Annotated in this window: 10 protein-coding genes; 3 read left to right on the plus strand and 7 right to left on the minus strand. The window is 47.8% G+C overall.

Features of this window, described 5'->3' with window-relative positions; genetic code table 11:
• Positions 1-29 precede the first annotated feature (29 nt).
• Entirely contained in the window at positions 30-1,922 is a 1,893-nt protein-coding gene (locus tag N5E87_RS04510) for a methyl-accepting chemotaxis protein (protein ID WP_279775122.1), read from the minus strand.
• A gap of 287 nt (positions 1,923-2,209) precedes the next feature.
• Between N5E87_RS04510 and N5E87_RS04515 the strand changes: the two genes are divergently transcribed.
• Positions 2,210-3,742, plus strand: coding sequence for an EAL domain-containing protein (locus N5E87_RS04515; RefSeq protein ID WP_256657218.1), 1,533 nt, complete (start codon positions 2,210-2,212; stop codon positions 3,740-3,742).
• A gap of 46 nt (positions 3,743-3,788) precedes the next feature.
• Here N5E87_RS04515 and pepN read toward each other — a convergent pair whose 3' ends face one another.
• From pepN to N5E87_RS04545, 6 genes are all read right to left on the minus strand, one after another.
• A complete protein-coding gene (pepN, locus tag N5E87_RS04520) occupies positions 3,789-6,422 on the minus strand; it encodes an aminopeptidase N (protein ID WP_086902115.1) in 2,634 nt (877 codons plus the stop codon).
• 241 nt (positions 6,423-6,663) lie between these two features.
• Positions 6,664-7,257, minus strand: a complete 594-nt coding sequence (lpoB, locus tag N5E87_RS04525) for a penicillin-binding protein activator LpoB (protein WP_007645693.1) — start codon at positions 7,255-7,257, stop codon at positions 6,664-6,666.
• 67 nt (positions 7,258-7,324) lie between these two features.
• Positions 7,325-8,725 (minus strand): hypothetical protein, encoded by a 1,401-nt coding sequence (locus N5E87_RS04530; RefSeq protein ID WP_086902116.1) that lies wholly within the window; start codon positions 8,723-8,725, stop codon positions 7,325-7,327.
• Between the two features lie 9 nt (positions 8,726-8,734).
• Complete coding sequence (gene def / locus N5E87_RS04535; protein ID WP_011716033.1) at positions 8,735-9,265, minus strand: peptide deformylase; 531 nt, start codon at positions 9,263-9,265, stop codon at positions 8,735-8,737.
• 62 nt (positions 9,266-9,327) lie between these two features.
• Positions 9,328-9,540, minus strand: a complete 213-nt coding sequence (locus N5E87_RS04540) for a SlyX family protein (RefSeq protein ID WP_011716034.1) — start codon at positions 9,538-9,540, stop codon at positions 9,328-9,330.
• 9 nt (positions 9,541-9,549) lie between these two features.
• Complete coding sequence (locus N5E87_RS04545) at positions 9,550-10,500, minus strand: wd-40 repeat-containing protein (protein WP_023268390.1); 951 nt, start codon at positions 10,498-10,500, stop codon at positions 9,550-9,552.
• Positions 10,501-10,653: 153 nt separating this feature from the next.
• Between N5E87_RS04545 and fkpA the strand changes: the two genes are divergently transcribed.
• On the plus strand, positions 10,654-11,424 hold the full coding sequence (gene fkpA / locus N5E87_RS04550; RefSeq protein ID WP_023268389.1) for an FKBP-type peptidyl-prolyl cis-trans isomerase: 771 nt from the start codon (positions 10,654-10,656) through the stop codon (positions 11,422-11,424).
• 648 nt (positions 11,425-12,072) lie between these two features.
• Positions 12,073-14,685, plus strand: coding sequence for an extracellular exonuclease ExeM (gene exeM / locus N5E87_RS04555; protein WP_086902117.1), 2,613 nt, complete (start codon positions 12,073-12,075; stop codon positions 14,683-14,685).
• Positions 14,686-14,781 lie beyond the last annotated feature (96 nt).

Here is a 14,781-nt window from a genome sequence, read left to right on the forward strand (position 1 = left end):
ATGCGTTAGGGCATAGGGCGTTGGCGCATTTATAGCTTAAAGCGGCCGACTTCCTGTTGCAGCGAGGCGGCTAAATGAGCCAATTCCTGCGCTTGTACCATAGAGCTTTGCGCCTCGATGGAGAGGTTTTCAGAAACTTCGCGAATCGACTCGGTATTACGGTTAATTTCGCTGGTGACCGAGGTTTGTTCCTCTGCGGCGGTGGCAATCTGGCTCGCCATATCCGAGATCTCATTAATGGCTTTGCTGATCTGTAGCAGGCTCTCACTGGCCGAGTTGGCGTCGGCGACACTGGTTTCAGCCATATCATGACTTTGAGTCATAGATTTAACCGCCTTACCCGCAGTTTGCTGTAAGGTTTCGATCATCGCCTGAATTTCTTGGGTCGAGGAGTGAGTGCGCTGCGACAACACGCGCACCTCGTCGGCCACCACGGCAAAGCCGCGACCTTGTTCACCGGCACGGGCGGCTTCAATGGCGGCGTTTAACGCCAACAAGTTGGTTTGTTCGGCAATGCCACTGATTGTGAGCAATATGCTATTAATTTTTTGCGAGTGTTCGTTCAACTCGCTGATAATACGGCCCGCAGTTTCGACCTCATTGGCCAAGTTGCGGATCGATTGCTGACTCTGCATCACTTGTTTTTGGCCGTGGTTCGACAGACCAACCGCGTCTTGTGCCGTTTGCGCGGTATGCTCGGCGTTGCTGGCAATCTCTTCGGTGGCGCTCGCCATCTCAGTGACAGCGGTCGCCACCATAGTCACTTCGTCCTGCTGCACGGCGATGCGCTGGCTATTATCCGTGGCCGATGCACTGCTGCCCTGGGCTTGATATTCCAGTTGACCAGCAATCTTGTGCATTCTGGAGATCATGCCATGCAGGCGCTCGACGAAGCGGTTAAAGCCCGAGGCCAAGATGCCAATCTCGTCGTGGCTGTTGGCGGTGTGAATTCTCACTGTCAGGTCGCCATCCCCTTCGGCAATATCATTGAGTGCCAAGGCTACGCGTTCTAAGTCTTTAAATTGAATTTTGAAGATGGCCACGAGGACCAAGCCGAAGAGGACCAGTAACGCGGCGCCGATGGCGGACATCCACCAAGCGAGTGTGGTGGCCTGCGACATGATCTCCTCTTTGTTCATCACGAAAATCAACTCCCAATCGGTGGACGGGATTGCCGCCACATAAATGAGTTGAGTTTCGCCGCCGAGTTCACGCTCTTCTAAGGTATTGGCATTTGCCCGTTGGGATAACCAGCTGGGGGTAAAGTCTTTATCTATGGTGTTCAACTGTTGATTGTTGAGCTGGCTATTGGGATGGCTGATGATAAGCCCTGTCTTGTCTACCATTAAGGTGTAGCCTTTACCTGGGACTTGAAGGCGCTGAACCGCATCGGTGAGCTGGTCTATGGTGAGGTTTGCTGCGGCCACCCCGAATAGGCTACCCGAAACCATGACTGGCTCGGCAATGGTCACCACTTGTTTTTTCAAGGTGGCGCTCACATAGGGCGCCGTCATCACCATCGCATTAGCGGCTTTGGCGTCCATATACCAAGGACGGACTCTGGGATCATAGTTAGCCGTGTTTAGCGCGGGATCTTGGCGGTACATGTTGCCTTGTTCATCGCCAAAATAGGTTAGCGCGAATCCCATGCCATTATGGGCTTGTAATAAATAGGGCGTGATCTGCACATTGGGATCGGCTTCAATGGTCTTTTTAAGACTGGTAATCGCCATTTTGCGATCTTGCATCCACAGGCCTATCCCTTCGGCAAAGGTGTTCGCCAGTTGATCAATTTCATGTTGGGTATTTTCTAAGGCGTTATTGCGGATGAAATAGCTTGAAATGCTTACCAGCACTGCAACAGTAATGAGAACGGCGAAAAGACTACTAAAGAGTAGGCGGGTTTTGAGTGTTGATCTCATATGTAATTCCTTTAAATTCCGTTAGCTGTCTAACGTCAATAGAGTATAGCGGCTGAAAATGTGAAAGCATGAATTGATAAGTCACCAATTTTTTATGTGTTTAAATTGATTACGCCTCGGATTGGCTGTCATCTTGGTAAATTGGCGATATTGCCCAAATAGGAGTTTACTCCTGTAAGATGACTAATTTGATTTGTTGCACAGCTTTCAGCGGATATCAGGCATACTCTGATATAACAGTAAGTTAGTACAAATCAGTGCTGATGAATGCAAATGAGCGGAATAATATGAAATGGAATTTTCCTCGCTGGAGCCTTAATCCCTGGTTACATACCTGCCTTATCTTTATTTTGCCCATACTGCTGGCATGTGCGATGCAACCTTGGTTGACCCGTTACAGTATGGAAAAAAGATTCAGCGATGATTTAGATATTATTGCGACTTCGTTTGCCAATGGACTCGATGGATTTGAAGCGACAAATGTCGCGCAGGCCTTCAGTGAATTATCTTTTACCTGCGATACCGACGATATCGCGCTGCTAAATAGCCCATCCTTAAGCCCCGCGATCGTTCGTTTTATTCAGTTAGAATTGGTAGACGGCAAGCAATGCTCCAATATAGGGCCTCCGGTTAATTATCAGTTCGACCGTTCTCGAAGTTTATATTTTGATTCACATCGAGTGGATATTGCCACGACAGTCGCGGCTAACGATAGGGCTCGCAGCATTGGTTATGTGTTCCATTTGGGCGAGCAAAAGTTAGTGGTGCTCACCAATAGCTCTGTCTATAACGAAACCCTGTCAAATCTGTGCCTAGGTTGTTATCAACTATTGGTTGGTTATCAAGGCCTTTCTTCCCTCGAGCGGGGCGTTGAGCGGCTAGAAACAGAGAACGTATTTATTGAGGACTCTCGTTATATCAACGTGTTAGATGTGACCTTGACCTTAAGGGCGGGGGATACACTTTACTGGCGAGAAGCCTCACACGTAGCCGTTGTGCTATTTGTGGTTGCCTTGATAGTATCTTTCCTTGCGGTGATTTTTTATTGGAATTGGCAATCGGCGCGGGTGTCGCTGGGGATGCTCATCCAAAAAGGCATCAGCCGAAAAGAGTTTATTCCTTATTATCAACCGATTATCGATTGCCGCACCGGAGAGGTCGTCGGCCAAGAGATGTTAGTCCGCTGGCGCCGATTCGATGGCGTGCTCGTTCAACCGAACCAGTTTATTCCCTACGCCGAAGATTCGGGCTTAATTTTGCCGATCACCGATCTTATCCTCGAGCAGGTATATCAGGACTTGCCTCAGCTCAAAGGCTGGGTCAGCGTTAATATCGTCGCCCAGCACCTCGAGTCGGGGTTATTGAGCAAATGGTTCTCCAGCCATAGCGATCCCAAGGTTAAACGTATCGCCTTTGAGCTGACAGAGCGTAAGCCCATCACCCAATTTGAGCTGGCCCTCGCCGAAATGAAGGCGGTATTACCCCTGTGCCATGACTTTAAATTGGATGATTTTGGCACTGGCTTTGGTGGTTTTAGTTATTTGCAGCGGCTAGGGATTAACAGCATCAAAATCGACAAGATGTTTACCGATACCATAGGCACGCAGGATTTAAAAGGCGCGGTACTCGATGCCATTATCGCCTTTGGCCGTGAGTCGCATATGGATATGGTGGCCGAAGGCGTTGAAACTCAGGCACAGGTGGAGTACTTAGCCGCGAAAGGGGTTTATCAACATCAGGGATATTTTTACGCTAAACCTTTGGCGCTCGAAGAGTTGCTGCAGTTCTACCAAGAATTGCCTTCTCGGCGTATCGAGTAACCCGATCAAAAAGAGGCTCAATTGAGCCTCTTTTTATGAGCCATTATCAATGGGTCATTTTATTTTTGATCAGTACGCAACGTTGCTCGGTTTGTCGGGTTTCTAACAGCGTGCGGCGCGTTAGGTTAGATAATCCTGTTTGGGTATCTAATACCTTATCCAAGGCGGCAATACTGGTGTAATTACAGTCGGTTGGGATAAGGTTGCGGCTGTAGCTACGCATAAACACTGGGCCTTTCTTATCCATGTCCGCCAAGTTAGCGAGGCGCTCTTCCGCGGTGGCCGCGCTTAGCAGTTTCTGTTCCGCAGGATAGAGGTTTTCCATGATGATCCGCTGTTTGGCAAACGGCAGGGCGTCGGCGTGCACTTTGCTCAACCAGCGGCGTTTGGCAGCGGCTTCTGGGCGGATAACCTGTGCGGCCAATGCGGCCTTTTCACCCGAATCCGAGTTATCGCGGGCGGCTTCCTGGGTAATACGTTGCTGCGCATTCGGGAAGTCATAGCGATTCAGCTGAGTGATGATGGCCCAGCGGAGATCTTGGTCTAGGGTTAAGCCTTTGATTTTGGTTGTGCCATCCAGTAATTGCGCTAAGTGGCGCAGACTGTCGCGATCGCCCGCTAACTGAATATAGGCATTGAACCAGCGGCGCTGGAAGTCATTATCGCCTCGGCTCTCCATGGTTTTGCGAAGGCTCATTTGCGCTAAGCCTTTGACCGCATTCTCAGCATAGTTTTGTTGAATCGGCGCGATTTGCGCGAGGTATTCTTTGCTGCGGAGCAGAGTCGAAATAATCTGGCCGACTACAGTGTAGTCATTCTCTGCAGGGGCGTTGACGAACACTGTGCTTAAGTATTGATCTAGGCTCAGGTTGCCTTCACGCACGCTGTCCCACAGGCTTTGCCACAGCATAGAGCGCAGCAATGGATCTGTGACACGGCTTAACTGTTGTTTGGCTGTGTCGAAGGATTTGTCATCGAGTTGCACCTTCACAAAGCCCCAGTCATCGTAGTTGGGGTAAACCAAATCCGGACAACGCTCGCCAACTAATTGCTTCACCTCGGTACGCTCACCCTTGTAGGTGACGGCGACCGTGGTCTCATGTCTTAAATCGAAACGTCCCTTAGTGAACAGGGCGATTTGGACTTTCTGCTCCCTGAGTGTCGGCAACTCGCTGCTCGCAGGATACTGCAACAGACTAAAATCGCTGATGCGGTTACCGTCACAGCGGTATTCGGCCTTAATGGTGTTAACCCCTGCGCTGTAGAGCCAGTCTTTCGTCCAGGCACCTAAGTCACGGCCCGCCGATTTAGCTAGGCTATTGATAAAGTCATCTAGCTCGGCATTTTGATAGCTGTATTGCTTTAAGTAGTTACTCACGCCGCGCTGGAACACTAGATCGCCGAGTAAATGGCGCAACTGCTTGAGGGTCGAGGCGCCTTTTTGATAGGTGATAGCATCGATATTATCGAAGGCGTTTTGCGTGGTCGCCACGGGCACTTCGATGGGATGCGTGGTCACTAGGCTGTCTTGCTCATAGGCGCGTTGTTTGCCTTGGGCGTAAAAGCTGCGCCAGGCATTGGTGAACTCGGTGGCCTCTTGGGTCGCGAGCGTGCCCATAAAGGAGGCAAAACTCTCGTTTAGCCACAAACCATTCCACCACTTCATGGTGACCAGATCGCCAAACCATTGGTGTGCCATCTCATGCATGATAACGCCGGCTAAGCTTTGTTTTTGCTCGGCGGTCATAGCGGCTTTGTGGAGGAAACGATCTTCGGCGAAAGTGATGGCGCCAGCGTTTTCCATTGCGCCGTAGAGGAAATCAGGCACTAAGAGTTGGTCGTACTTCTTAAAGGGATAAGGAATACCGAAATAGGCATCAAAGAAGGTTAAGCCTTGTTTGGTATAGGTAAACCAATCCTCAGGCGTGACTTGGTTAGCCACCGATTGGCGCGCGAAGAGGCGCATCGGATAGCGGCCAGAGTTGTCCTGCCACATATGGTACGGACCAGCATGCATCGAGAAGTTATAAGGGCTTAACTTAGGCGTTTCAGGAAACTCCCAACGATTCATGGCCCCAGCTGGTGTGACTGAGGACTCGCGCATGGTGCTGATCACTTGCCAGTCTTTCGGCGCGGTTACGCTGATTTTATAGTTGGCTTTTAAATCGGGTTGGTCGAACACTGCAAACATTTGCTGCGCCGCAGCAGGCTCAAAATGCGAATACAGGTAGACCTTGCCATCGACGGGATCTTGGAAACGGTGCAAGCCTTCACCATTGGTGCTGTGGGGGCGAGTAAATTGCACTTCAATGGTGTTGTCACCCGAGGACAGCAAACGAGTATTCAGACTGATATAGGCGCCGTTGTAGTTGGGGTAAACCGCAGTGCCATTGATCAAAAAGCGCTTAATTTGTGCCTTGTTCAAATCGAGGCTCAATTGCTTGGGCACTTCGCTGAGATTGAAGTTGACCTTAGTCGTTGCGCTAAAGTCAGTGTCGCCAGTCAGTTGAAAATCCAGCTCATAATGCACATTCGAAATCACCTGTGAACGTAAGCTCGCCTGATATTGGCTGATATAGGGGCTTGCATCCCTTGGGCCCGTATTTAACGGACTTTGGACGGCGCACGACATGAGTGCCGAGCAGGTGATGGCAACTAGGCTGGCTTTGAACAAATTCACGACTTCAATCCTTCAACGATTTACTTTATTTATGGCTTGGATGCGGCGCAGGCTGGCAAGTTTAGGCTCTGTGGCCTAGCAAACTTATCCCCATTTGAAAGCGGCACCCATGCTGGGTATTTTGGCCGAGTACACTACCTTATTTAGCAGGGATAACCAATGTTAAAAATGTAAAAAAAAGCCAGCGAAAATGCTGGCTTTTTTTAAGTATTTCGGCTTTAGCCCATGGGGCTTAACGGGATTACATGCCTAAGAAAGACTTAGACTTAGTCTTACGGATTTCTTTTTCGTCAGACCATTCGATCAGGCCTGTTTCTAAGTCCATCAGACGCATAGTCATCTTGTAGTAAACGTCTTTGGTGCTGCCATCTTGCTTAACGATGCTAGACAGGTTGCCATACAGCATGTATTGGGCGCCGATTTGACGGCCAAACTTGATGGCGGTTGATGGATCAACCATACCGGTATTGTTTTGGTAATCCAGTTGCTTACGAACTGAATCTACTTTTGTCATGTCGATAAAACGGAACTTGCCTGAGCGCAGTAACTTGTTGCTGATAGAGTCGGTCACTGACTCAGTATCGATATGCTCAGAGGTTTTGTTTTTGATGCTATCGACAAACAAAATTGGGCGGTTGTTCGCCGTCATGGCCACGATAGGTGGGAAAGTCATCATGCTATCGACCATCTTAGCGGCGATGGCTTGCAGATCCGTTGAGCCAAAGTTTTCGTTAACGGTTTCCACTTCTGTGGCATCGCCATACTCGACTTTCGATTGACATGCAGCCAGACCCATTACGGCAGCCAGCACAAAAATCAGTTTAAATTGTTTCATAGTCAGTTCCATTTTGTGATTGTAAAAACTTAATGACACTCGTTTTATTCAAACATTCACCGCTAGGTTAAATGATTATTGAATAAATTCGGGTGTAATTACCAGTATCAATTGCCCAGACCAAGGTGGTCTTGCCTGCGGCAACGTCAATTTTGGCCGGTGGTGCCTTGTCCAACTGTAGCGTGTATTGCCCCGGATTGAGGTAACGTCTGCCAATTTGCGCCTGTTTCGGCAGGGTCAACCAACTGCGGCGATCCGCCTGCTCGGTGACCACGTTAAAAATCTGCATCGCGATACTGCCAATATCGGCAGCATTATTGCCAGGCTTACCGCTTTTTTCGACCTGATAGGCCATTTCCGATTTGGCATACACCCGCGCGACTTGGCGAACCAAAGTACCGGGCAAATCTTCCTTGAGCGCGTTAATCGCTAGGGCATCGATATTGGCGATAGGCTCGGTTTTCAGCACTGAGCCTAAGCCTTGCACTTGAGCCTCGGCAACAACACTATTGTTCGGTCCATAGGTTGCCAAAGAGACGGTTTGCCAATTGCCATGGATAGTGAAGGGCACTGTGAGCGCTTGTTTTTCAGGTACAAAGCCCTTTTCGACCATGAGAATCACTTGGCCTTCACCCGCCTTGGGAAGCTTGGCATCGCCCCAGCGCCTTTTAAACTCATCGTATTGCGGCATGCCGAGTTGCTTGGCAAGACGAACTAAATCCTGTTGCAGATAAGTGTTATCTGGAGTGATTTGCGCCGCTTTACGGTAGTCGATAAAGGCATCGTTTGGCTCACCTAATACTTCATGCAACAGACCCGTAGTGTAGTAGCTGTAGGCATTGAGGAAGGAGCTGGTCACTGTGCCAGCGGCTTGGCCTAGCTTATTCACTTCGGCATCTATGGTGCCATTGGCCATGGCCTGTACGGATTTTTGTGACTTTTGATAACGCTCCTGCTCAGAGCCTTGCAGCTCGTTACTGCGGCGAACCTCCACTAATGCGCCTTGATAGTCACCGCTGAACAGGTAATTCAAGGCTTGATATTGGTGCAGCATAATGCGCTCGTAGCCTGGGCCACGATAGGGAATGGCATTATCGTTTAATACTAAACTGGTGGCCGTTGCACCTATATCGCTGGCGCTAATCTTGGCTTTATCATCGAAGGCAGTATAGGCCTCAACCGCTTGCTGATAGTACTTACGGCTGCTGGCAAAATCGCCGGCCACCTGCGCTACACGTCCTGCTTCTTGGGCGTAGAGCAGGCCATCATTACCTTGGATATTGCTGGCTAGTTTGTCGATATCCGCCATGGGCGTTGCGGTATTGAGCTGTTGTTTTATCGGTGCAATTTGTGCCGGATAATTAATAAAAATACTGTTATAGGCACAACCGCTCGAGCCTAAGATGGCGGCGAGCATTAGCGTGCTAAGTGTGGGTTTAATAAAAGAGTATATGAAGGTGGTTTTCATGCCTGTGGTTTACCTTCTTGCCATTAGTTTTTGTTCTGGCATTTGAGAGCGTTCAAGCAAAGTGATCCCTTGTAGATGATCAAACTCATGTTGGAAAATACGAGCGATAAAACCTGTTAACTCAGTCTGTTGCCAGTGTCCTGCAAGATCTTGATAGCGCACGACAATCGTCTGGTGGCGCCAAATGCTAAACCTTTGGCCGGGAACCGATAAACAGCCTTCTTCACCGCTAACTAATTCCGCAGAGGCAGACAAGATCTGTGGATTAACCACCACGACAGGGTCCATTAGCGGCGCATCGGGATAACGCTCGTTTGGCCGGGATGCCATAATAAACAGGGCGAGTGGGCTATGGACTTGAGGAGCGGCAATTCCGACACCTTTTGCCTCAACCATGCTTGCCACCATTTGCGATGCTAAATGACTGAGCTTTTCATCAAAGTCGCGTACTTCATCCGCCTGCTGTTTTAAAATGGCTTCACCCACCAAGGCTATTGGTAGTGGCTGATTGGGGGCTGGTAACATCTCATCTTTAAACATCGCATTCCCTGGATATTTAGTGGTCATATTGTCGTTAATGGATTGGATTATCCGTTATTGAATTAGTAATGTGGCGGTGGTGTTTCTTCTGCTTGAGTCGCAATATTACTGGGCTCCATCGCCTTTAACTTACCAATCAATAACTGAATTTGATGTTGCTGATTGGCAATAAGCTGGTTCAGCTTAATAACCTCTTGGTTTAACTCTTCGACCGTGAGCTCTTGAAAAGCCAATTTCATTTGCAGCTCTTCAATCTGTTCTTGTACGCCTTGCATGACTAACCTCTACTCCTGCCAAGTCTCAACTAGGCCTTGGCTACTGATACTAACCACTTTATTGGTATCTCGAATTGCCACAGAGTATACAACGGCTCCTCGGTTTTGGCTGTTTTTAGTCAGCGCAATTTGCCACTTAGCAATAGGTTTACCCGTTTGACGTTGCCAGAGTATGACTTCACGCGCGGGCGTGCCTGTAATCAGTTGAGTGTCTTGCTTGGCAAAGCGTACCGCTGAAAAGGTCATTTGGCGACGGTTAATTGCTAATTGATTTAAAACATTACCGCTATTGTTGTCCCAAATTTTGGCCTCGTTGGTACTGCCATTGGTAAAGCTTAAACTGCCGCTGTCGTTGAGAGCCACTTTAGTCACTCGGCTACCTATATCCCAAGTGTGGATAGGCTGGCCGGTTTGCGCTTGCCACAGGATAGCCTGCATATCGTTGGAGCCAGAGAGGGCAATACGGCCATCGGCGGAAAGCGCAACCGTATTCACTCGTTCCTTGTGGCCTAAGAATTTAATCAATGCTGTCTTAGTGGCATTGAGTGACATTACGCTGCCATCGTTTAAGCCAATCAGTAAGGCGCCATTATTCGCCACTGCCACACTCTCACCCGAGGCGGGCAGTGACCACCATCCAAGGGATTTGCCGTCGGCTATTGTCCATAGGGCAACTGAATCCCGGCTTAACGATGCGGCGAACTCACCGTTAGGTGAAATCGCGGTGGCCGTGACGCCAGTGTTGAGATCGCCATGTACCCATTGGTATTTGAGGCTATGAGTGGTTAAGTCCCAACATTGGACTCCCTGGCTTTGGGTGGCCACAATGGCAACAGTGCCATCACTCGAGAGACTCGCACTGTATGATGGCTCCTTTGAAACCACACGAATATCATCGGCTTTTGGCTGACATGCCGTTAAAAAAAGTGTGCAAATTACCAGCAGTAGGGTTTTCTTCATGAACTTGCTCCTAAAGTTGGTGTCTCTAGTCCGGTAGAGTGAAATTAATCACAGTTAACCCATAAAGAATCTAGTTGGTATAACCCAGATAACTAGTATAAAGTTGTCGCGCTTAGGTTATTGTAACCGCTTGAGGATGCTGAGGAAGCTTTAATGAAATCGATTTATAAATTATCGTTAGTTGCATTGGCTGTTATTGGCCTATCTGCTTGTAATCAAGAAGAAAAAGCAACAAATGCAAGCACAAATGTTGAATTAACGACTGAAGCACAAAAAGAAGCCTACAGTGTGGGCGCTTCAATCGGTCGTTATATGTCTGGCCATATCAAAGAGCAAGAAGAATTAGGCCTGCCAGTTGATCGTACTTTGATCGTAACGGGTTTTACTAACGGTTTGAATGATCAACTGAAATTAACCGAAGAAGAAATGCAAACTATTCTTCAAGGCTTAGACAAAAAGTTAAACGACAAGCGTACAGAACAAGCTAAAGCCATTGCGGCTAAAAACCTTGAGGATGGTAAAAAGTTCCTCGAGGAAAACAAAGCTAAGCCTGGCGTAGTAACCACAGAGTCTGGCCTACAATATGAAGTGTTAACTCCTGGTTCTGGTGACAAGCCAGCGGCTGAAGACACTGTAGAAGTGGATTATGTAGGTACTCTGCTTGATGGCACTGAGTTTGATAGCTCTTACAAGCGTGGTCAGTCGGCTAAGTTCCCATTAAACCGCGTTATTCCTGGTTGGACTGAAGGTGTACAGTTAATGCCTGTTGGCGCTAAGTACAAGTTCGTTATTCCTTCAGAGTTAGCGTACGGTGAGCGTGATAACGGTACTATTCCACCAAACTCAACGCTGATTTTTGAAGTTGAGCTGAAGTCTATTGAGAAAGCACAGCCAGCAGCTGCGGCTGAGCCTGCTAAAAAGTAATTGACAGTGATAACAACTTAACTCTGCTTAAGTTTTGCACTCATAGAATACCGCCCATTCAGGGCGGTATTTTTTTGCAATAAAAATGGCAATAAAAATGGCAATAAAGATGCCTGAAGAGTGCTGTTATCGATACAAACAAAACCATGGGGAGACTTGTTTAACTGTTTTACATCATCTCGCAAACGACCAACGGCTAGGCTTTTTAAATCGAACCAGTGTTTAAAAGACGGATAAAGGGTATTATTTTGGCGACGAATAATATTTCAAAATAATGATCAAATAATTAAGTTTTAAATAAATTGCCATAATTTAAATTATAAAAAGCTCTTGCTTTATTCAGTATGTCATACTTAAAAATATCATTAAAATATCATATTAATTTTTTGTTTGTTATTTGTGCAGGTTGTTTGGTTTGACTAAGTTGCTGTCTCTTTCTTACTTATTGTTTTATTGTTGTTTAATGCTTTTGTTTTATCTGACTGTTCTCTATATGAGACAGTTGTGGCTGTAAAATTACATTTCCATCAATATGTTATCCGTGGATAGTGAGATCTTGCCCCCTTTTTTTAGCCCTACAACTCTGGAATAATCCGCCCGCACGTTAATAAAAATTAGCGGCAATATTATAATAATGGGGTTGTTGATATGGATAATGTTAATAAATTAACGGCTATTTCTTTAGCTGTTGCGGCTGCTTTGCCTATGATGGCAAGTGCTGATGTGATGATCACTGAATACGTAGAAGGTAGCTCAAACAACAAGGCTATCGAATTGTACAACAGCGGTGATACCGCAATTGATCTCACTGGTTATAAACTCGTTCGCTATAAAGACGGCGCAACCGATGCGCTGGATATGCAAGTATTAGATGGACAAAGCATCGCGCCTAAAGCGACTAAAGTTATTCTTAACTCAAGTGGTGCCATTACTCTCCCTCAAGGTGTCGATAGTTTTTCGGGCGCTTTAAGTTTTAACGGTGGTGATGCGGTTGCCTTAGTTAAAGATGGTGCGGTAGTTGATATTATTGGTGATGTGCCAACGCCGACTGGTTGGGGCCTCGATGTCACTCTGCAGCGTAAACTCGATTCATTAGTCGCTAACACTGTCTTTAATCCTGCCCAATGGGAACAATTACCTAAGGACACCTTCACTGGTTTAGGTTCGCTAGAAGGTGCAGCAGAGCCAGAAACACCAGTCTTTAGCTGCAGCGGCGCGAAAATCGTCCCTATTTATCAAGTCCAAGGCGCGGGTGAGTCTAGCCCTTATGTTCCAGCTGGCGCATTCGAGTCTGAAACTGAAGTGACTGTTCGCGGTGTAGTGACTGCCCGTGGCGAGAGCTTATTCAAAGGTTTCTACCTTCAAGAAGTGAAGGGCGATAACTCGCCATACACCTCCGACGGTGTGTTCGTGTTTTTAGGTGAGAATCCACCAGAAGCGATTCAACCTGGGGTTGAGGTCTGCGTTCAGGGTAAGGTGAAGGAATACTTCGGCTTAACCCAAATCGATATCAAAACCGACAAGAAATTCGAAGTCGGTACCAAGGGCGAAGTCCCTGCTGCTGCGCCATTCTATGTGGCCGATGGCGAAACTTTAGCGCAGGCATTAGAGCGCTACGAAGGCATGAACGTGAAACTGGATGCGGGTAGCGATCTGAAGATCAGTCGTACCTTCAGCTACGATTATGCTGGCCGTCGTAATAATATGCTGGTGTCTTACAAAGCGCCGTTGATGAAGCCAACTCAGCTTTATCCAGCATTGTCAGCAGAAGCGACTGCTTTAGTTAAATCTAACCTTGAAAATCAGCTGTTTATTGAATCTGACTACAAGCCAGCCGATGGTGTTATTCCTTACTTCCCTGACTTTAACGTCGAAACCGGTTATATCCGTGTGGGTGACCAGTTGACCAACCTCGAAGGTGTGATTGGTTACAGTTATGGTGCTTACCGTTTAGTGGCGACCAACACTATTACCGCTGGTGACTTTATCCGTGGTGATGACAGAACCGACGCGCCAAGTGTGGCCACTAAGGGCGATATCCGTGTCGCCAGCTTTAACGTGCTGAACTTCTTTAACGATGTTGTTGGTGGTGATACAAACCCATCGGGCAGTAACCGCGGCGCCTTGACCGAAGAAGAAATGTTGCTGCAACGTGCGAAAATTGTCAGCGCCATTACCGCCATGAACGCCGATATCGTCGGTTTAATGGAAATCGCTAACAACGGTTTTGGTGAAAAGAGCGCGATTAAGAGCTTAGTCGATGCCTTAAACGAGAAGCAAACCGCTGAAAATGCTTACAGCTTCGTTGAAATCACCGACGAAGATAAATACGACGGTAAGTACTTCGGTAGCGATGCTATTACTGTGGGTATGCTTTACCGCGCGGGTAAAGTGAGCCTTGCGGGTGCGGCCCGTGCGATTGATACCCCAGAGCAGCACGCGACCGCTGGCAGTGTGACTCGTGTGAAAGATGGCAAGACTGAAACTAACCCTGGTAACGATGCTTACCAACGTCACAGCCTAGCGCAAACCTTTAAGATCCATGATCAGAACTTAACAGTTGTTGTTAACCATCTGAAATCAAAAGGTTCAGGCTGTTTAGAAGATTGGGTCAACTTCGAAGAGTCAGTCGATCCGGCCGATCAACAGGGCAAGTGTAATGCCTTCCGCGTATCGGCTGCTAAAGTGCTCGGCGAAGCCTTAAAAGACGTTAAAGGCGATCTGCTGGTGATTGGTGATATGAATGCCTACGGCATGGAAGATCCTATCCGCGTATTGACCGATTACGATGCGAGCAAGTCTGAGCGCGATATCATGACCGCCTCATGGACCACCTTAGATGGTAAAGTGTTTGAGCGCCAAGGTAGCAAGATTGAGAAGGGCTATGGCCTAATCAACCTCAATACTCAGGCCCACGGCGCTGGAACTTACTCATACAGCTACAACGGTGAGTTAGGTAACCTCGACCATGCCTTAGCAAACACCAGTCTTGCCAAGCGTTTAGTGGATATCGAAGATTGGCATATCAACTCGGTGGAATCTAACCTGTTTGAATACGGCAAAAAATTCTCTGGTGAACTGGCCAAATCTGAGAATGCTTTCTCAGCGTCTGACCACGATCCCGTTATTGTCGCACTTAGCTACCCAGCGCCTGTTGAGCCACCAAAACCTGAGCCAAAACCAAAGGATGATGGTGGTGCGTTAGGATACTTAGGTCTAGCCTTGCTATCTCTATTCGGCTTACAACGCCGTCGCCGTTAATCGAGTGATTGCACGCTCACAACTGAGTTTGTGAGCTAAACTCAGAGCTAAGGGATGGTTTTACCATCCCTTTTTTATGGCACTGTTGTTGTGGGA

It is taken from the genome of Shewanella sp. GD03713 (genome assembly GCF_029843705.1).
In the GTDB taxonomy this organism is placed as follows: domain Bacteria; phylum Pseudomonadota; class Gammaproteobacteria; order Enterobacterales; family Shewanellaceae; genus Shewanella.

What these genes read in the sequence shown, in the direction of transcription:
- N5E87_RS04510 (WP_279775122.1), bottom strand. Translation starts at nt 1,922, where the DNA reads ATGAGATCAACACTCAAAACCCGCCTACTCTTTAGTAGTCTTTTCGCC.
- N5E87_RS04515 (WP_256657218.1), top strand. Translation starts at nt 2,210, where the DNA reads ATGAAATGGAATTTTCCTCGCTGGAGCCTTAATCCCTGGTTACATACC.
- lpoB (WP_007645693.1), bottom strand. Translation starts at nt 7,257, where the DNA reads ATGAAACAATTTAAACTGATTTTTGTGCTGGCTGCCGTAATGGGTCTG.
- N5E87_RS04530 (WP_086902116.1), bottom strand. Translation starts at nt 8,725, where the DNA reads ATGAAAACCACCTTCATATACTCTTTTATTAAACCCACACTTAGCACG.
- def (WP_011716033.1), bottom strand. Translation starts at nt 9,265, where the DNA reads ATGTTTAAAGATGAGATGTTACCAGCCCCCAATCAGCCACTACCAATA.
- N5E87_RS04540 (WP_011716034.1), bottom strand. Translation starts at nt 9,540, where the DNA reads ATGCAAGGCGTACAAGAACAGATTGAAGAGCTGCAAATGAAATTGGCT.
- N5E87_RS04545 (WP_023268390.1), bottom strand. Translation starts at nt 10,500, where the DNA reads ATGAAGAAAACCCTACTGCTGGTAATTTGCACACTTTTTTTAACGGCA.
- fkpA (WP_023268389.1), top strand. Translation starts at nt 10,654, where the DNA reads ATGAAATCGATTTATAAATTATCGTTAGTTGCATTGGCTGTTATTGGC.
- exeM (WP_086902117.1), top strand. Translation starts at nt 12,073, where the DNA reads ATGGATAATGTTAATAAATTAACGGCTATTTCTTTAGCTGTTGCGGCT.